This is a genomic window from Nocardia sp. NPDC056564, from assembly GCF_042793755.1.
Lineage (GTDB): Bacteria > Actinomycetota > Actinomycetes > Mycobacteriales > Mycobacteriaceae > Nocardia.
Genome location: NZ_JBHTUR010000004.1, coordinates 709369 through 726608 on the forward strand (window position 1 = coordinate 709369; position 17240 = coordinate 726608).

Here is a 17240-nt window from a genome sequence, read left to right on the forward strand (position 1 = left end):
GCTGACGCGTCGTTCGCTCAGCGCCCCGTCCCCGTGTTTGCCTCCCCCGACCCCGGGTAACCGGCCGTCGACTGGGAGGTGCCACATGACGGAAGTGCGAAACGGCCCACCGGCGGAGCAACGGTCGGTCGGCGAATTGGTCAACGACGCTACCGAGCAGATAAGCAGGCTGATCCGCGATGAACTCCAGCTGGCCAGGCTCAAGGTACAGCACAAGGGCAAGCTGATCGGTCGCGGGGCCGGTCTGGCCGGTGCCGGGGCGCTGCTCGCGATCTACGGCGGCGCGGCGTTGATCGCCGCGGCGATATTCGCGTTGGCGATCCCGCTGCCCGCATGGGCCGCCGCCCTGATCGTCGGCGGGGTGCTGCTCGCCGTCGGCGCCGTGCTCGCGGTGCTGGGCAAGAACGACGTCCAGGAAGCCGTTCCGCCGGTGCCGCAGCAGGCAGCCGCCGAGGTCAAACGCGATATCGAAACCATCAAGGACGGGAAACGCCGATGAGCGACCAAGGGCGCCACGCCGCCGACAAAGCAGCCGAGGCCGACCAGCCGATCGTGAGCGGTCCGATCGACGAGGAAGCTCTGCGCACGGATCGTGACGAGACCAGAGAGCAACTCGGGCAAACGGTTTCGGAGTTGACCGACAAACTGGACGTCAAGGGCAGGGCCGAGGACAAACTGCACGACACCGCCGACGCCGCCCGGGAAAAGGCCACGGAGACAGTCGAAGCCGCCGCCGAACGGACGGCACAGGCCAAGGCGGCCGCGGCCAGGAAGACCGCGGAGACCAAGGCCGCCGCGAGCAAGAAGGCAGCCGCGACCAAGCAGGCGGCCGGCCAAAAGGTCGCGCAGGCAAAGGAATCCGTGACGCACGTGGCTGCCGAAGCGGCGGATGCCGCGGCCTCCGCGGCGGCCGAGACCAAGCAGGTGGCCGGGCAGGCGACTCAGCAGGTCAAGGCGCAGGCGCGCGAACTGGCCGACAAGGCGGAGGCCGCGACGCCCGAGCCGGTCGCCGAACGCGGCAGGCAGGCCGCCACGGTGGCCCGCAGCCAACCGGCCGCGGTGGCCGGCGCCGCGGTGCTCGCCGCCGTAGGGGTTTGGTGGATCCTGCGCAGGCGGCGCTCATGAAGACCCTGTACAAACCGCTCGGGCTCGTGGTGAGTGTGATCGGGGGCCTGGCGGCCAACGCCGCGTTCACCCGCGTGTGGCGGGCGCTCAGCGGCGAAGACCAAGCCCCCACCGCGACCGCCAAGAACTACGCCTGGAGCGAGGTCTTGCTCGCCGCGGCCCTGCAAGGCGCCATATTCGGCCTGGTCAAGGCCGCGATCGATCGGGCGGGCGCGACCGGCTACAAGTCGTTGACCGGCACCTGGCCGGAGTAGCGCGGATCAGTCCTGCGGGTCGGTGCTGAAATCCCGGCGAACGAAATTCGGCCGGATGTCCAGATCGGGCGGGTCGTAGTACCGATGGAACGTCGGCGTCAGACCCGAGGAGATCGGCGGATTGATCCAGCTCCAGTCGGTCGGGCATTTCCGCCCGGCCGTCTCCTCTCGTTGGACGTGATCGCAGAACTGCTTGGCCGCCGTGTGGTGATCGACGATGTACACCCCGGCCTTCCGGAAGCTGTGCAGCACCGCGCGATTGAGCTCGACCAGCGCCAGGTCCCGCCACAGGTTGCGCTCCGATCTGGTGTCCAGGCACATCATTTCGGCGATCAGCGGCAGCATGTTGTAGCGATTGGTGTCGCTGAGATTGCGCGCGCCGATCTCCGCGCCCATGTACCAGCCGTTGAACGGCGCGAACGGGTAGGTGACGCCGCCGACCTCGAGGTTCATGTTGGACACCGCGGGCAGCGCGTGCCAGCGCAGGCCGAGCGCGGCGAACCACTCGAACTCCGGATGCTCGAGCTCCACCTCGCGGGCCAGCTCCGGTGGGATGTCGAACCAGCGGATCGGCTCGTCCGGTGTGCTGATCAGTAGCGGCAGAATGTCGAAAGGCGTTCTGGCGCCGCGCCATCCGAGCTTCATCGCGAATTCGGTGAGCGCCACGTTCGCGGCGTCGCCGGTGACCGAGCCGTCCCCGTTGCGATAACCCGCGTACCGGATGAGCTGCGGACTGACGATCCGGAATTCCCGCCCGTCGGGCTGGCGCGGCGGCCCGACGGTGATCATCGATTGAATGGCGCCGCCATTGGTGGCCATCTGCAAATGCTGCCAGCAGACCTCGGCCAGATCGCGCGCGGACCGCACGCGCCGGGCGTCGAGCAATTTCAATGAGCGCCAATGTTTCCGGCCGACGCAGCGGGCGTGGTTGCGCCACGCGAGCTTGGCGCCGATCAGGATTTCCTCGGCGGTCTGCAGGTAGCCGCCGGTTTGTTCGAGCTGCTCCAGCGCGGTGCGGCGGCGCTGTGCCGACAGGTGCGCCAATTCCGGCAGGCGGAAGAATTCATCGCACTCACGCAGCCTGCGCTTCAGATCGGTGCTGAAAGGCTTTGTGTCGGGGGAGTTTTCGAGCGGCGGGACGGGTAACACAGGATTCACGGTTTTCTCCGGTCGGGCATAGGTACTGCGGTGAAACAGACGAGTTCGAGCGGGAGAATTCGCGCGGGCGCGCAGCCGACAGCGTCTCGCGTCGGTGGCCCGCGAGAATGCGTCGGCACCGGGATGCCGCGAAATAGCTTCGGCCCGAAGGGGAGCGCGATCCTGCCCGGTCTGTCCCGACTGCGTACCGAGCGGCCGGTCCGCTTGCTGCGCGTAAACGCAGCGAGTTGACCTCGATGCCGATGGTGCGGATCCACGATCATGCTCGTCCTTGTTCATGCCCGGAAGAGGCCCGGAGAGTAGCGTACGGCGGGTGTGCTGGCGGTGTGCCCGGATTTGCTGGATTTGCTGGGTTGGCCCAAGTCGCGCCGAAAATCGGGCCGGTGTCGAGTCCCGTTGACTGCCTCCGGAGTTCGGGTCTAGACGGTTTGCTGCACGCGGTTCACGGCCGTGGATCGGCGGAATCGGGTGATCTAGGCGACAGCTATGCGCGGCGCTCAGCGCGCTCGCCAACCGTCCTCGTCCCGCGCCCGGGGTGGAACGTCGCAGGCAGAGCCGAATTGCGTCGCAAACGTGGCCCTGGTCACATCTCATCGCGACCCGCTATGGCCGTCCGATTGATCTGCGCATTTCTGGCAGGATGGGGCACATGCTGTCTCGGCGTGGGGTGCGGCGCTGGGTATCCGGCGTCTTGGTCAGCGCGGCACTGGTTTCCGGTGCTGTGGCGTTCGGCGCCCCCCAGCTGTCGGCAGCCCCTACAGACCCGCAAAAACCGAACTCCGGCTCCTCGGACGGCCCCGCCCCGGCCGAGCCGACCACGGACCGTCCGGCGAGGCCGGCGATCGACCGCATCGAACCGATCAACGATCGGTGGCTGCGGGTCTTCGTCGAGTCGCCGGCCATGAGCCGCCCGGTCGAGGTGCAGGTGCTGCTGCCGCGCGACACCTCGAAGCCGCGGCCGACCGTCTACATGCTCGACGGCCGCAGCGCGAACCCGACCAGCAACAACTGGACCGACATGGGCCACGCGGACCGCTTCTTCGAGGACAAAGACGTCAACGTCGTGCTCACCGTCGGCGGTCCGGCCAGCTTCTACACCGATTGGCAGAAGCCGGATCCGGTGCTCGGCACGAACATGTGGGAGACGTTCCTGACCCGTGAGCTGCCGCCGCTGATCGACGCGCGGTTCGACGGCAACGGACGCAACGCCGTCATGGGTGTCTCCATGGGCGCCGAGGCCGCGATGATGCTGTCCGTGCGGCACCCGCAGCTCTATACCGCGATCGCCGCACACAGCGGCTGCTTCTCCATGGGCACCGACCTCGGCCAGGCGCAAGCCAGGGCGGTGATCGCCACCTATCAGGGCGAGCCGGACAACATGTTCGGCGCGCAGGACGATCCCGCCTGGCTCGACCACGACGTCACGCTGCACGCGGAAGCGTTGCGCGGCAAGACGATCTACATGTCGGTCGGCAGCGGGGTGCCCGGCATCCACGACGTGCCGGGCGAACCGGACGTCGACGTGGCCACCGCGATCAGCTTCGGCGGCCCGCTGGAGGCCGCCACCAACGCCTGCACCCGCCGCCTCACCGATCGGCTGCGCGTCCTCGGCATCCCGGTGACCGCGCACTTCCGCGCGACCGGAACCCACTCGTGGCCGTACTGGGCCGACGAGCTGGTCCGGTCGTGGCCGGTGATCGCCGGCGCGCTCGGCGCCTGACGGCTAGATCGAAAAGCGTTCCAGCACCGCGGGATCGGTGGCGAAGCTCAGGAACAGATCGTTCTCGTGCGGATCGCCGGTGGTGATCCGCACCCCGTCGGTGCCGTACGGCCGCACCAGCACGCCCGCCTCGGCGCTCGCCTCCCCGAATTCGGCGCTGCGCTCGCCCAGCGGCAGCCAGACGAAGTTCGTCTCGCTCTGCGGCACCTCGTAGCCCGCGGCGCGCAGCGCGTCCCGCACCCGGTCGCGTTCGAGCACCAGAGTGTGTGTGCGGTCCAGCAATTCGTGCCGCGACTCCAGCGACGCGATCGCCGCGGCCTGCGCCACCCGGTTGACGCTGAACGGGATGTGCACCTTCATCAGCGCCGTGATCACCGCCGGATCGCCCACCGCGTAGCCGACGCGCAGCCCGGCCAGCCCGTAGGCCTTCGAGAAGGTGCGCAGCACAACGACATTGGGACGCGTGCGACCCAGTTCGATGCCGTCCGGGTAGTCCTCCCCGGCCAGCCGCATGTACTCGAAGTACGCCTCGTCCAGCACGATCAGCACCCGTTCGGGCACCGCGTCCAGGAAACGGATCAGCTCCGCCTTGCCGACCGCGGTGCCGCTCGGGTTGTTCGGATTGCAGACGAAGATCAGCTTGGTGCGGTCGGTGACCGCCGCGGCCATCGCGTCTAGATCGTGCACGTGCGCCGCGGTGAGCGGGACCTGCACGGCGGTCGCGTTGCCGACCTTGGTGACGATCGGATAGGCCTCGAACGAGCGCCAGGCGAACAGCACCTCGTCGGTCGACGCGTCACAGGTGATCTGCACCAACTCCTGGCACAGCGCGACACTGCCGCAGCCGATCGCGACGTTGTCCTGCGTGACCCCGAGAAACTCGGCCAGCGCCGCCCGCAATTCGAGCGCCTGGTTGTCCGGATACCGGTTGGCCTGCTCGGCCGCCTCGGCGATCGCCTTGGCCGCCGTCGGCAGCGGACCGAAGGTGGTCTCGTTGCTGGCGAGCTTCACCGCGCCGGGGTGGTTACGGCCGGGGACATACGCCGGAATCGAGTCGAGGTCCGGCCGGGTTGACGCTGTCACACACCAACCATAGGTGGCCGCGCGCAAAGCATTGCTCGCGTACCGGAAATTCTGTGGCCGATGGTCGCTCAACAGCAATTTCTACCGAAGATCACGAAGTCGCCCTACGCTGGTTTCATGTCGGGCACCTACAACGACCTAGCCCCCCTGCGCCGCGACGAACTGTCGCCCGAACTCGCGACCGACTCGAAACCCCGGGCCGGCGACACCCAGGTGCCCATCATCGTGGTCGAACCCGAGGGCAATGCCCGCGGCGGCATCGTGATGCTGCACGAATCCCGCGAATTCACCGGCGCGCTGCTGGCCCTGATGAGCGCGCTGGCCTCGGAGGGCTGGACGGTGGTCGCGCCCAACCTGTTCCATCGGACCAGTCGCGAGTCCATCGTCGAGGTGTTCGGCGACGAGCTCTTCGACGACTTCGACGCCTGCTTCGACTGGTTGACCCGGCACGGTGTGTTCCCCGACACCATCGGGGTGCTCGGCTTCGACTCGGCGGGCACCGCCGCGTTCCTGGTCGCCACCAATCGCCCGGTCGGCGCGGCGGTCAGCGTCGCGGCGCCAGGCATCGTCGAGCCGCTCACCGACCAGGCCGACGCCTTGGTTCGGGTGGCCCCGCACCTGCAGGCGCCGTGGCTCGGACTGTTCGGCACCGACGACCCCGCCACCCCGCCCGTCGAGGTCGAGCGACTCCGCGACGCCACCGGCCGCGCCGCCGTCGCCAGCCTGGTCGTCAGCTACCCCGGCCTCCGCCACCGAGCCGACCATCCGGCCACCGAGGACGACTACGGCCTGGTCGACTCGCAAACCCGTATTTTCGACTGGTTCGACAGCAACTTACGCTGATAACCAGCCGTTTTGCGATCTGGACAACAGCTACTGTAATCTTCATGCTCGGCGGTTCGAAAGGACCGGTGCCCTCGAAGAGAAGGCTCCAGGAGGCGTGCCAGAGCGGCCGAATGGGACTCACTGCTAATGAGTTGTCCCTTCACGGGGACCGGAGGTTCAAATCCTCTCGCCTCCGCCACAACCCGGGCAACCGGTACCACAACTGAATAACCACGCGGCTGTAGCTCAACGGATAGAGCATCTGACTACGGATCAGAAGGTTAGGGGTTCGAATCCCTTCAGCCGCACAGTGAAAGAAGACCTCCTCTCGTAAATTCGAGTGGGGGTCTTCTGCTGTGTATGGCGAAATCCTGGTTGCGCTAAGGGGTTCCGTGCGGCCAGGTCAGGGGTGGTTGGTTCTGAAGGCTCTGCGGTAGGCGCCCGGGGTGGTGCCTAGGGTGCGGAGGAAGCGGCGGCGGAGGTTGGTGGGGGAGGAGAGGCCTACTCGGCGGGCTATGGCGTCCAGGGGGAGGTCGGTGGTTTCGAGGAGTTCTCGGGCGGTGGTGATGCGCTGGGACAGGAGCCATTGGCCGGGGGCGGTGCCGAGTTGGTCGGTGAAGCGGCGGGCGAGGGTGCGTGGGGAGACGGCGGCCTGGGTGGCCATGGCGTCGACGGTGAGTGGTTCGTCCAGGCGGGCGGTTGCCCATTCGAGCAGTGGTGCCAGGGAGCCGTCGAACTGGGTGGGGTGTGGGGGTGCGGCGTATTGCAACTGGCCGCCCTCGCGGTGCGGTGGCATGACCATGCTGCGGGCGAGTTGGGCGGCGTAGCGGGCGCCCTGGTCCGTGCGGACCAGGTGCAGGCACAGGTCGATGCCGGCGCCGGCGCCCGCGCTGGTGGCGATGTCGCCGTGGTCGACGTAGAGGACGTCGCGGTCGATGCGGATGGCGGGGAAGCGGGTGGCCAGTTCGTCCGTTCGGGCCCAGTGGGTGGTCGCCCGTCGTCCGTCGAGCAGGCCGGTGTGGGCCAGCGCGAAGGCGCCGGAGCAGATGCTGACCAGCCGCGCGCCGCGTGCATGGGCCCGCTGCAAGGACTCGATCATCCCTGGTGAGGGCGTTTCCTCGATGGGCAACCAGCCGGGGATGAGCACCGTGTCCGCCCGGTCGAGCGCGTCCAGGCCGTCCGTCACCAGCATGGAGTACCCGGCGTACGTCGCGACCGGCCCCGGCCGCTCAGCGCACACGCTGAACTCGTAGCGCGTCGGCACGCCACCGCGCTCGAGCCCGAACACCTCTGCCGCGCAACTGAGTTCGAAGGTCGACTGTGGTGCGTGGACCAAGGCGACGACTCTGTGCATGGCAGGAAAGTACCTCGAGATGTCATTTCTGACACTCGGCAGCCGGCCGCAGGGCGGCGAGGCTGGCAGCATGACAACCGAGCTGAACATGTCCGGCTACGAATGGTCCACCGCGCGGGACGCCGAGGCGCGCGAGCTGTTCCCCGGCATCCGCGCCCGCGCGCTGTGGGCCGGGGACAACGGCGCGAAGGCCTATTTCCTCGAGCTGGACCCGAATTCCTGCTGGTCGGGAATCGATGTGCACGAACCGGGACCCGAGGAGGTGTTCGTGGTCTCCGGGGTATTCAACGACGGGGTCCGGGACTATCCCGCGGGCTCCTTCATCCATGCGCCGGCGGGCTCCTCGCACATTCCGCAGACGATGACCGGGTGCACGTTATTCGTCTTCTATCCGGCGGGCTGAGCGCTTGCCAATGGAATTGGGGTCAGCGGAACCTGTCACTTCCGAGTGGAAAAGGCCGATACATTGCGGTGATGGTCCAACGAACGGAGATCGGAATGACAGCAAGCTGGCGCCGCATCATCAGTAGTTCGGCTCTGCTAGGAGTCGCGGCGGCCGCGGTCGTCGCCACCGCCGGTTCGGCCGCGGCCGAACCCAGGGACTGCGTCCTCGACCGCTCACTGACCGGCGCGACCGGGTTCTGCCCCGGCGGCGACGGGTACTTCACGGTGGAAGCCGACTGCATCGGCGTTTACGTGACCCGCGGTGGCTTGGGCTTCGGCCCCTACCGGCAATCGAGTCAGCGCAACGCCTACGCGGGCCCGCATCCGGAGATGGACGCGACCCAGACCCACCCGCGGGCCGAGTGCAACGAATTCATCACCGGCCACTTCGGCATCGCCACCGACGCCCGGCTGTACGAAACCTTCCGCTGACGCTCGGCGCACACCTACGGAGAGACCATGCGACACCGCAATTGGCTCGTTCGGATCCCGATCATGGGGGTGCTGCTCGCCGGCGCGCTGCTCACCACCAACGCGACCGCCGCGGCCGACGACGCGCTCGGCACTCAGCTGGGCTACACCAACACCCTCTGCTACGACCCGCTCACCTTCGCGACGATCACCGGCAACGCCGGAAACCGTCCCGATGTCGGCGGGCCGGGCGCCGCCACCGTCTGGTACGGCATCCAGCACTACCTGTTCGTCTACCCGCCGTGCTCGGTGACCGTCTTCGCGAACTGGCGCAATCTCAGCACTGGTGATTCCGGCTCGGTGCCCGTCTTCGTCAGTGGCGGTTGGGGATTCGCGCTGCCGATGAACCCGGGCGCGGTCGGGCGCGCCGAGTTGCCCACCGGCCGTGGCCGAATCAGCATCACGACCACGACGGACCGCCCGCATCAGGCCCTCCCGGCGTTCGAGTTCACTGTGCGCTGACCGAGCGCTCGACCGAACAGCCTCGCCGAAACCCGGCGGGGCTGTTCGCCTTTCAGCTGTCCTGTGCCGGACGGACTATGACCGCGAGTTCGTCCAGCGACTCCCGGATGATCTGCGCGAAGCTCTCCGGGTCGGCCGCGTCGATCCAGCGCTCGAAGGCGACCTTGAAGGCGGCGATGCCGACCTCGGCGGTCAGGCTTGCGGTGGTGTCGCCGACACCGCGCTCGCGCAATGCGTCCGCCATCGCCGCGGCGAGCGAGGCCATCTTGATCAGCTCGCGTTCTTGAAGTCCCGTGTTGGCGATGATCACTGCCCGGCGCTGGCGCGCGAATTCGCGGCGCTCCTCGAACAACACGGCGATGGCCGCGAGCGCCGCGGCCACCGCGTCGATCGGCGCGGTGGCCGCCGGAGTTGCGGCGATCGCGGTCGCGAGGTGTTCCCGCAGCGGAGCGGAGAACAGCACCTCGCGCTTGTCGGTGAAGTGCCGGAAGAACGTTCGCTCGGTGAGTCCGGCGCGCCTCGCGATCTCGGCGACGGTGGTCTGCTCGAACCCGCGCTCGAGATAGAGCTCCAGCGCCGATTGCTCGAGCCGGCCGCGCGCGTTCGGCTCCCATCGACCCATGCCCCAGATCCTAACTGATGACAGTGGCTGACATCAGGAGTACGGTCGTTGATGACAGTGACTGACATCAATCTGGCCGGCCGTTCGGTCGTGCCAGCCGACCGCAGGAGGTTCTCGCATGCGCATCTTCGTCACCGGCGCGTCCGGCTTCATCGGCTCCGCCGTCGTCCCGGAGCTCATCGGCGCAGGCCATGAGGTGGTCGGGCTGGCGCGCTCGGACGGCTCGGCCGCCGCGCTCACCGCCGCCGGAGCCGCGGTGCATCGCGGTGAGCTGGACGACCCGGACAGCCTCCGCGCCGGAGCGACCGCCGCCGACGGGGTCATCCACCTGGCCTTCATTCACGACTTCACCGATTTCGCCGGATCCGTGCGGGCCGACGTGCGTGCCATCGAGGCGCTCGGCTCGGCACTCGCGGGATCGGGCCGGCCGCTGGTGATCGCCAGCGGGATGCTCGGCCTGCCCGCGGCCCACGTGGCGACCGAGGCGGATACTCCGCCGCCGGATTCACCCGCCGCACCGCGCTATGCCGGAACGCGGGCCGCGCTCGACCTCGCCGCGTCCGGCGTGCGCTCGGCCGCCCTGCGACTGCCGCCCTCGGTGCACGGCGACGGCGACCGCGGTTTCGTCCCGACCCTCATCGAAATCGCCCGCGCCAAGGGTGTTTCCGGCTACGTGGGCGACGGAACCGACCACTGGCCCGCGGTGCACCGGCTCGACGCCGCGCAGCTGTTCCGGCTGGCGGTCGAGCGGGCGCCGGCCGGTTCGGTGCTGCACGGCGCCGCCGAGGAAGGCGTGCCCACCCGCGTTGTCGCCGAAGTGATCGGCAGGCGCCTGGGCCTGCCGGTGGCATCGATCCCGCGCGCGGATGCGGCCGAACACTTCGGCTGGCTGGGCCCCTTTTTCGGACTCGATTGCCGGGTCTCGAGCGCGCACACCCGGCAACTGCTCGGCTGGCAGCCGACCGGGGTCGGGCTGATCGATGATCTCGAACACGGCCGCTATTTCGACCGTGCGTATGCCTAGTCCGGAATCATCCGGAATCGTCTCGAAAGCAACATGTTTCGATCGGGCCACTCGTGGAGCGGCCCGATCGTGGCGGACTATTTCCAGGCGGGGAGGGCAGGAAGGTCACCGGTGAGGTCGGCGCCGGTAGAGCGGCCGAGCAGCCAGGCGGCGAGCGCGGCGGACGTGCCGGTGACGGTGGTCGCGGGCGAGTCGGTGCCGACCAGGCCGACGAAACCGGTATCGGTGGAGCGCAATTCGAAGGCCGGCCCGGGTTCGGTCGCGGCGGCCGTGATCCGGTTCATATCGACGGTCGCCTGCTGGAGGATGCGCGCGGTGAACGCAGCGGGCCAATCGGCGGGCGTGTACCCGATATTCAGGTCGACGTGGTGAATCTCCACCTCCTGCAACCGCATCCAGCGCACCTCGCTGGCCGGGATAGGACGTCCCTGCCGGGTGCGAACTTCCGCGTGCCAGGTGTCCTCGGTCAGCGAATTCGCCAGCGCGAGCCACCGTTTCGCGGCGGCCTCGTTGTCCGCGAGCTGTTCGGCGACGGGCCGCGGGGCGCCGGCCTCGATGTCGAAGTCGCGCAGATACATGCTCGCGTATTGCAGGATCTCCACCCCGGTGTGCGCCCACAGCAACAGATTGAGCAGGCTGTCCGCGTTGCGGGCGAGGTGCGCGAGCACGTGCCCGCGGCTCCAGCCCGGCAGCAGCGAGGCCTCGGCCACCTCGTCGGTGCTGAGCTTGCGCATGGTGTCGAGGAGACGGTCGGTCGCCTCGGCGAGGGTGTCGAGTGAGACGGGATCTTCCGGCAGGGCACTGGTCACACTGCGACCCTAGCGACCCGGATCGGAGCTCGTCGCACTTCGCCGGGTAGCTACCCGGCGGCGATCGGCACCGAATTGTCACCTGCGCGTCGGCCAGAAGTCGGATAGACGCGGTAGGCAGTCCCAGTGAAAGCTCATTCTCGTCCTCGTATCACCGCCGTCGCCGTCCTCTGCGCCGGCGTGCTGGCCGCAGGCTGTTCGTCCGCGGACCCGGCCGACTTCACCGCCACCAAGGATCAGCCGCTGGTGATCTCCCTGGACGACCTGCTCGCCAAGACGGGCGGCAGCGCCGCCGTCCGCATCGCGGATCCGGAGCACGGCACGCTCGATCGCCGGGTGGACGGCGCGGTCGTCTACACCCCGAAGGCCGGATACACCGGACCCGACCGCATCAAGGTGACCACCACCGACGCGGTTCGCCTGTACACCACCGCCATTGCGCCGCTCGGCGAATTCGGCGGAACGACGGTGCAGGGCAGCGGTTTCGGCTCGGCCTGGACCCCGGTGCCCGGCAGCAAGGACGAGTTCTACGGCCTGACCGACCGCGGCCCGAACGTGGACGGCCCGGGCAAGAACGAGAAGCTTTCGCCCACCCCGGGTTTCGTGCCCAAGATCGGCCGGTTCAAGCTGGTCGGCACCCGCGCGGTGCTGCAATCGAGCCTGGACCTGCACACCAAGGCGGGCGTCCCGTTCAACGGGCAGGTCGACGTCGCGGCGAACACCGGCGAGACCATCAAGGATTTGGCCGGAAACGTCTTGCCGCCCACCGACCACGGACTCGATCCGGAGGGCCTGGTCGCACTGCCCGACGGCACCTTCTGGGTCTCCGACGAATACGGCCCGTTCCTGGTGCATTTCGACGCCAAGGGCGGCGAATTGGAGCGCCTCGCGCCGGGATCCGGCCTACCAAGGGAACTCTCGCTGCGCACCCCGAACCAGGGCATGGAGGGCCTGACCATCACCCCCGACGGCAGCACCCTCGTCGGCCTGGTGCAGAGCGCGCTGAACACCCCCGGCCTCAGCGGATCCGCGAAAGAGGTGCCGCTGACCCGCATCGTCACCGTCGATCTGAAGACGAAGGCGCAGAAGGAATTCGTGGTCCCGCTGGAGAACCCGAAGAACACCAAGGTCGCCGATTCGGAGATCACCGCGTTGAGCGCGACCACCTTCCTGGTCGACGAGCGCGACGGCAACCAGGCGCCCAAGGCGGACAAGAAGCTGTGGACCGTCGACATCGCCAACGCCACCGACGTCGGCCCCGACTCGAAAGTGCCAGGCGCGCAGTACGATCCGGAACGCGGCGGCCTGCTGATCGCGGGCAAGCCGCTGGAGACCCTGGTCGGCCAGGTCTCGACCGCCGAGGGCGTCGCCGCGTTGACCAAGGTGGGCGTCACCCCCGCGGCCAAGCCGAAGAATCTCGACCTGAACGGCTTGGTCAAGGATCTCGACGCGGACGGAAAGTTCTTCGGCCACGACAAGATCGAGGGCGTGGCCACCCTGGACGGCGGCAAGACGCTCTACATCGCCAACGACAGCGACTTCGGCCTGGCCGGCAGCAAGGGCGATCAGCCGCCGTTCGGCCTGAAGCCCAAGACGCTGCCCAATGGTGTGCAGGACAGCGGGGAGATCCTCTTCGTCGACACCACCAAGCTGCCCGCGAAGACCGCCGAGCACACCGTCGAGCTGACCGTGAAATAGCTCAGTCGTTCGGGTCGATCCACTCCCGGCCCTCCAGGATGACCGCCGCGGCGAGCGTGATCAGCCACAGCGACATCGACCCGACCTGGATCCGCTGGGCGATGCCGAGCGCGTAATCGCCGGGCAGGTTGTCGGCGACCAGCATCCACACGGTCGCCGCCGACCCGACCACCAGCACGACCAGCCCGGCCTCGCGCAGGATCCGCCAGCGGTGATAGCGGAACGCGGCCAGGCTGAACGCGAAGGTGGCGACGGCGATCGAGGTGACCGCGATGGTGCTCGACAGCGCGTGCGGCTGGTGCAACTGCGGGAAAAGCTCGCTGCCGCCACCGCACGCGTTGTCGCTCGCGGTGCAGTCCTTCAGCGGCAGCAACACGTCGGCGATCGTGGCGGCGCCGAAGCAGAACAGTGCGACCCAGCCGATCGTGGTGAACCGGCGGCGCGGAAAGATCAGCAGTCCGCCGATCGCGGCGGGGATCAGCACGGCGCCGACGATCTTGTCGGCGGTCGCGAACACCGCACGATAGGGCTTTCCCTCGGCGTCCAGCTCGCTGAGGAAGGAGTTGACCGGATCGACGTCGATCTTCAGCACGAACTCGAGCACCCAGGACGAGTAGCAGACTCCCGCGATCAGGATTGCCACCGCGATCACCAAGGACGCCACCCGCACGCGCCGTTCGGCGATCTTTTGGCTATCTGTCACGGACCCATTCTCCTACCTGCCACTGGACCGATGATCAAACCGTAGGTCAGCGCGGCGGCCGAGTCATGGGATCACCACCGCGATGGGATCAAACACACGCCTTTGCCACCGACTACACAGGCTCCTGTCAGGTTCGGCGGACAGGCTGTCAGGGAAGCGTTCCCAAGGAGGTTCCCCATGATCGGCTACGCAACCGCTGCCGCCGGAGTCATCGTGATGGCCGGGATGGTGGCGTCGAGCTACCTCGCCGCCCATGCGCCGCGCACATTGGTCCGGGTCAGGTCCCGCTAGCCCGGCCCAGCGCGGCCTGTACCCGATCGGCCGCGGCGACGGCGTCCTCGTGTTCCCACACCCGGATCACCCGCCAGCCCGCCTCGATCAGCGCCGCGTCGGTCGCCCGGTCCCGCGCCACGTTCCCGGCCAGCTTGGCGGCCCACCATTCCGCGTTGTTGCGCGGGTCGGTGGCGTGTTGCGGGCAGCGATGCCAGAAACAACCGTCGACGTAGACCGCGACCCGGAGTCGCGGAAACACCAGATCGGCGCGCCGCCGCTGCCCGCGAAGCGGCGCCCGATCGACGAAATAGCGCAGCCCGCGCCGGTGCAGCTCCCGGCGCAAGGCCAGCTCGGGCTTGGTTCCGGTGCGCCGCTGCTTGGCCATGCGCGCGCTGGTCGCCGCGTCGGTGGCCGGGCGCGAACTCACGCCGCCCAGCCACCCATCCGATCGAGATGGCTCTCCACATCGTCGAGGAAGCCCGGCGGAAACCGCAGGCTGCCCATGCTGGTCCGGCGCAGGAACCCGGCGGTCGCCCGGGCCGAGAGCAGCCGCGAATCGGTGAGGAAGTTGCGCAGGTCCTCGTACGGCTCGTGCACCGGCCAGGTCGAGACCGGCACCCGATAGGCCGTCCCGTTGCGTCCCCAGGCCGCCACCGGCCAGGGCGTGCCCGGCGGTAGCGGCTGGTCGCCGGGTATCGGGTCCAGCGGTGCGGCCAGCCGGGAGCCGACCCAGTCGGCCATCCGCACGCTCACCGCGTTGCCGACCAGCTTCCACCGGTGTCCCTGCCGGACACCGGCCACCTCGCCGGCGGGCGCGGTCCAGTCCGCCTCGAAGCCTTGCAACCGTTCCACATCCACCAGTCCGGGCGTGACGATCTCCCCGGACGGCAGCCGCACCGCGGGCGGGCTGGCGATGCCGAGCGCGGAGCCGCCCTTCACCGTCGGCACCGCGTTCACCGCCCAGCCGAGCCCGCGCACCCCCTCGGTCCAGTAGAACCCGCACGGATCGCGATCCGGGTCGCCGACAATCCGCGGCCCCGCGTCGTCGCCGAACAGCACGCCGCGCGGGTCCTCGGTCCTGGAGGCCAGCATCAAGACCCGCTGACGGCGCTGTGGCAGGCCGAACGCGCGCGCGTCCACCACCCGATAGGCCCAGGTGTAGCCGAGCTCCTCCAGGGCCGTGGTGATGTGCCGCATCGCCGCGCCGCGGCCGAGTTGCAGCATGAACGGGACGTTCTCGATCAGCAGCCAGCGCGGCCCGCGCTTGCGTCGCACCAGCCGGAACACCTCGTCGACCAGGCCGGACCGCTTGCCGGTGATGCCGGCCGTGCGCCCGGCCTGGGACAGGTCCTGGCAGGGGAAACCGGCCGCGACCAGTTCGGTGCCCGTGGGTAGCGCGCGCAGGCCGGTGATGTCGGAATGCAGTGGCACATCGGGGAACCGGGCGGCCAGCACCCCCTGTGCGCCCGCGTCGATCTCGCACAGCAGCTCGGTCTGCCAGCCGTTGTGGCCGAGGCCGAGCTCGAGTCCGCCGATCCCGGCGAACAGCCCGACCATCCGCGCGCCCGTCACCGACCGTCCCTTCCTCGCGTCTTCGGTCGAGACGCCGCCGACGTCGCCCCGTGCCCGGGGAGAGGTTACTCGAGTTGCCGGGCGGCGTCCGCGAACAGCGCCATGACGGCGTGACCGAGCGTCGGCGAAGGTCGCCTGGTACCGTCCGCGTGTCAGCAACTCGATCGGTCTGCTGCTGCTCGATAATGCTTATCGGCCGATCGGAACGCGGCCCTGATGACAGGCTCGGCAGGCTGATCTGCCTGCGCTCCAGCGCGGTACGCGCGGATGCCGCCCCACGTGCTAGGCGGCGCGTCCGCATGCGAAACGCAACTGCTCGACAAGGTTTTGAGCTCGACAAATTTCTTAGTCGTCACGCTAGGGAAAGTGAGCGAACATGCAGATACCTTCGAAAAACAGGAGCTTTCCCAACGTCGTCGTGACCAGCCTGGCCGCGACGACCTCGATCGCGGGCGACGTCGACTCGACCTGGAAAGGCCTGCTCAACGGTGAGAGCGGCATCGACGTCCTGGAGGACAGCTTCATCGAGCAGTTCGAGTTGCCGGTCCGCATCGGCGGTCATCTGAAGGTCCCGCCGGCCGACAGCCTGACCAGGACCGAGGCGCGCACCCTGTCCTACGTGGAGCAGATGGCCACCGTGCTGAGCCGGGAGGTGTGGCGCAACGCGGGCAGCCCGGAGGTGGACAAGACCCGGCTCGGCGTCGCCATCGGCACCGGACTCGGCGGCGGCGAGTACATCGTCGACGCCCGTGACCGCATCAAAAACGGCGGCTACCGCAAGATTTCACCGCTGACCGTGCAGCGGATCATGCCCAACGGCTCGGCCGCGTGCGTCGGCATCGAGCTCGGCGCGGGGGCGGGCGTGGTGACGCCGGTGTCGGCCTGCTCGTCCGGCTCGGAGGCGATCGCCAACGCGTGGCAGATGATCGTGATGGGCGACGCCGACATGGTGGTCACCGGCGGCGTCGAGGGTTCCATTCAGGCGGTGCCGATCGCGGCGTTCACCATGATGCGCGCGATGAGCACCCGCAACCACGATCCGAAGAGCGCCTCGCGCCCGTTCGACACCGACCGCGACGGCTTCGTGTTCGGCGAGGCGGGCGCGATGATGATCCTCGAGACCGAGGAGCACGCGAAGGCGCGCGGCGCGACCATCCACGCGCGAATCATGGGTGCGGGCATCACCTCTGACGCCTTTCACCTGGTCGCGCCCGACCTGGAGGGCAAGGGCGCGGCGCGCGCGATGACCAGGGCGATCGAGAAGGCCGGACTGACCAAGAAAGACGTCACCCACGTGAACGCGCACGCCACCGCCACGCCGATCGGGGATACCGCTGAGGCGCAGGCGATTTCGTCGGCAGTCGGCAACCACGCGTCGGTCTACGCGCCGAAATCCGCACTGGGACACTCGATCGGCGCGGTCGGCGCGCTCGAGTCCGTGATCACCGTGCTGTCCATTCGCGACGGCATCGTGCCGCCCACCCTGAATTTGGACAATCAGGACCCGCAAATCGACCTCGACGTGGTCAAGGGGCAGAGCAGGCCAGGTCGGATCGATTACGCCGTGAACAACTCGTTCGGTTTCGGCGGACACAACGTAGCGATCGCCTTCGGGCGGTACTGAGCGTCGGAAGGCGGCGCAC

General features: G+C 68.6%; 19 protein-coding genes and 2 tRNA genes. 13 read left to right on the forward strand and 8 right to left on the reverse strand.

Going from position 1 to position 17240, the window contains the following annotated elements; translation table 11 throughout:
- Positions 1-85 precede the first annotated feature (85 nt).
- Genes ACFQ9K_RS14520 through ACFQ9K_RS14530 form a run of 3 tightly spaced genes read left to right on the forward strand, consistent with a single transcriptional unit; the run spans position 86 to position 1379 of the window.
- Positions 86-499 carry a phage holin family protein gene (locus ACFQ9K_RS14520; protein WP_378718036.1) on the forward strand — a complete coding sequence of 138 codons (414 nt, stop codon included), beginning with the start codon at positions 86-88 and terminating at the stop codon, positions 497-499.
- On the forward strand, positions 496-1125 hold the full coding sequence (locus ACFQ9K_RS14525) for a DUF3618 domain-containing protein (protein WP_378718034.1): 630 nt from the start codon (positions 496-498) through the stop codon (positions 1123-1125). Before ACFQ9K_RS14520 ends, ACFQ9K_RS14525 begins: the two co-directional genes overlap by 4 nt.
- Entirely contained in the window at positions 1122-1379 is a 258-nt protein-coding gene (locus ACFQ9K_RS14530) for a DUF4235 domain-containing protein (protein ID WP_378718033.1), read from the forward strand. Before ACFQ9K_RS14525 ends, ACFQ9K_RS14530 begins: the two co-directional genes overlap by 4 nt.
- A 6-nt stretch (positions 1380-1385) precedes the next feature.
- On the opposite strand, the gene ACFQ9K_RS14535 is transcribed toward ACFQ9K_RS14530, so the two are convergent.
- Positions 1386-2471: a nitric oxide synthase oxygenase gene (locus ACFQ9K_RS14535; RefSeq protein WP_378718093.1), complete on the reverse strand. Its 1086-nt coding sequence runs from the start codon at positions 2469-2471 to the stop codon at positions 1386-1388.
- A 715-nt stretch (positions 2472-3186) separates the two neighbouring features.
- On the opposite strand from ACFQ9K_RS14535, the gene ACFQ9K_RS14540 reads away from it, so the two are divergent.
- Positions 3187-4257, forward strand: a complete 1071-nt coding sequence (locus tag ACFQ9K_RS14540) for an alpha/beta hydrolase (protein ID WP_378718031.1) — start codon at positions 3187-3189, stop codon at positions 4255-4257.
- Positions 4258-4260: 3 nt separating this feature from the next.
- Here ACFQ9K_RS14540 and hisC read toward each other — a convergent pair whose 3' ends face one another.
- A complete protein-coding gene (gene hisC / locus ACFQ9K_RS14545; protein WP_378718029.1) occupies positions 4261-5340 on the reverse strand; it encodes a histidinol-phosphate transaminase in 1080 nt (359 codons plus the stop codon).
- A gap of 117 nt (positions 5341-5457) precedes the next feature.
- On the opposite strand from hisC, the gene ACFQ9K_RS14550 reads away from it, so the two are divergent.
- From ACFQ9K_RS14550 to ACFQ9K_RS14560, 3 genes are all read left to right on the forward strand, one after another.
- The gene (locus tag ACFQ9K_RS14550; RefSeq protein WP_378718027.1) at positions 5458-6183 is read left to right on the forward strand and encodes a dienelactone hydrolase family protein; all 726 of its coding nucleotides are present in this window, start codon (positions 5458-5460) and stop codon (positions 6181-6183) included.
- Positions 6184-6274: 91 nt separating this feature from the next.
- Positions 6275-6364: transfer RNA gene (locus ACFQ9K_RS14555), tRNA-Ser, on the forward strand.
- A 36-nt stretch (positions 6365-6400) separates the two neighbouring features.
- Positions 6401-6473 (forward strand) — tRNA-Arg (locus ACFQ9K_RS14560).
- Between the two features lie 95 nt (positions 6474-6568).
- Here ACFQ9K_RS14560 and ACFQ9K_RS14565 read toward each other — a convergent pair.
- Entirely contained in the window at positions 6569-7519 is a 951-nt protein-coding gene (locus tag ACFQ9K_RS14565; RefSeq protein ID WP_378718025.1) for a helix-turn-helix domain-containing protein, read from the reverse strand.
- 70 nt (positions 7520-7589) lie between these two features.
- On the opposite strand from ACFQ9K_RS14565, the gene ACFQ9K_RS14570 reads away from it, so the two are divergent.
- The 3 genes from ACFQ9K_RS14570 (at position 7590) to ACFQ9K_RS14580 (ending at position 8896) form a co-directional block, all read left to right on the forward strand.
- A complete protein-coding gene (locus ACFQ9K_RS14570; protein ID WP_378718023.1) occupies positions 7590-7922 on the forward strand; it encodes a cupin domain-containing protein in 333 nt (110 codons plus the stop codon).
- 95 nt (positions 7923-8017) lie between these two features.
- Positions 8018-8395 carry a hypothetical protein gene (locus ACFQ9K_RS14575; RefSeq protein WP_378718021.1) on the forward strand — a complete coding sequence of 126 codons (378 nt, stop codon included), beginning with the start codon at positions 8018-8020 and terminating at the stop codon, positions 8393-8395.
- A 27-nt stretch (positions 8396-8422) separates the two neighbouring features.
- Positions 8423-8896 (forward strand): hypothetical protein, encoded by a 474-nt coding sequence (locus ACFQ9K_RS14580; RefSeq protein WP_378718019.1) that lies wholly within the window; start codon positions 8423-8425, stop codon positions 8894-8896.
- Between the two features lie 52 nt (positions 8897-8948).
- On the opposite strand, the gene ACFQ9K_RS14585 is transcribed toward ACFQ9K_RS14580, so the two are convergent.
- Positions 8949-9518 (reverse strand): TetR family transcriptional regulator, encoded by a 570-nt coding sequence (locus ACFQ9K_RS14585; RefSeq protein WP_378983186.1) that lies wholly within the window; start codon positions 9516-9518, stop codon positions 8949-8951.
- 118 nt (positions 9519-9636) lie between these two features.
- Here ACFQ9K_RS14585 and ACFQ9K_RS14590 point away from each other — a divergent pair, with 118 nt between their 5' ends.
- Positions 9637-10542 (forward strand): SDR family oxidoreductase, encoded by a 906-nt coding sequence (locus ACFQ9K_RS14590; RefSeq protein WP_378725694.1) that lies wholly within the window; start codon positions 9637-9639, stop codon positions 10540-10542.
- Between the two features lie 77 nt (positions 10543-10619).
- On the opposite strand, the gene ACFQ9K_RS14595 is transcribed toward ACFQ9K_RS14590, so the two are convergent.
- Entirely contained in the window at positions 10620-11351 is a 732-nt protein-coding gene (locus tag ACFQ9K_RS14595) for a maleylpyruvate isomerase family mycothiol-dependent enzyme (RefSeq protein ID WP_378725696.1), read from the reverse strand.
- A gap of 126 nt (positions 11352-11477) precedes the next feature.
- On the opposite strand from ACFQ9K_RS14595, the gene ACFQ9K_RS14600 reads away from it, so the two are divergent.
- Positions 11478-13049 (forward strand): esterase-like activity of phytase family protein, encoded by a 1572-nt coding sequence (locus ACFQ9K_RS14600; RefSeq protein ID WP_378725698.1) that lies wholly within the window; start codon positions 11478-11480, stop codon positions 13047-13049.
- A 1-nt stretch (position 13050) separates the two neighbouring features.
- Here the strand turns inward: ACFQ9K_RS14600 and ACFQ9K_RS14605 are convergent, their stop codons facing one another.
- The 3 genes from ACFQ9K_RS14605 to ACFQ9K_RS14615 form a co-directional block, all read right to left on the reverse strand.
- Positions 13051-13752 (reverse strand): DUF998 domain-containing protein, encoded by a 702-nt coding sequence (locus ACFQ9K_RS14605; RefSeq protein ID WP_378725700.1) that lies wholly within the window; start codon positions 13750-13752, stop codon positions 13051-13053.
- 277 nt (positions 13753-14029) lie between these two features.
- A complete protein-coding gene (locus ACFQ9K_RS14610) occupies positions 14030-14452 on the reverse strand; it encodes a very short patch repair endonuclease (protein ID WP_378725702.1) in 423 nt (140 codons plus the stop codon).
- The gene (locus tag ACFQ9K_RS14615; RefSeq protein ID WP_378725708.1) at positions 14449-15582 is read right to left on the reverse strand and encodes a DNA cytosine methyltransferase; all 1134 of its coding nucleotides are present in this window, start codon (positions 15580-15582) and stop codon (positions 14449-14451) included. Before ACFQ9K_RS14615 ends, ACFQ9K_RS14610 begins: the two co-directional genes overlap by 4 nt.
- A 391-nt stretch (positions 15583-15973) precedes the next feature.
- Between ACFQ9K_RS14615 and ACFQ9K_RS14620 the strand changes: the two genes are divergently transcribed.
- Positions 15974-17221, forward strand: a complete 1248-nt coding sequence (locus ACFQ9K_RS14620; protein WP_378725704.1) for a KasA/KasB family beta-ketoacyl-ACP synthase — start codon at positions 15974-15976, stop codon at positions 17219-17221.
- The last annotated feature ends 19 nt before the right edge of the window (positions 17222-17240 follow it).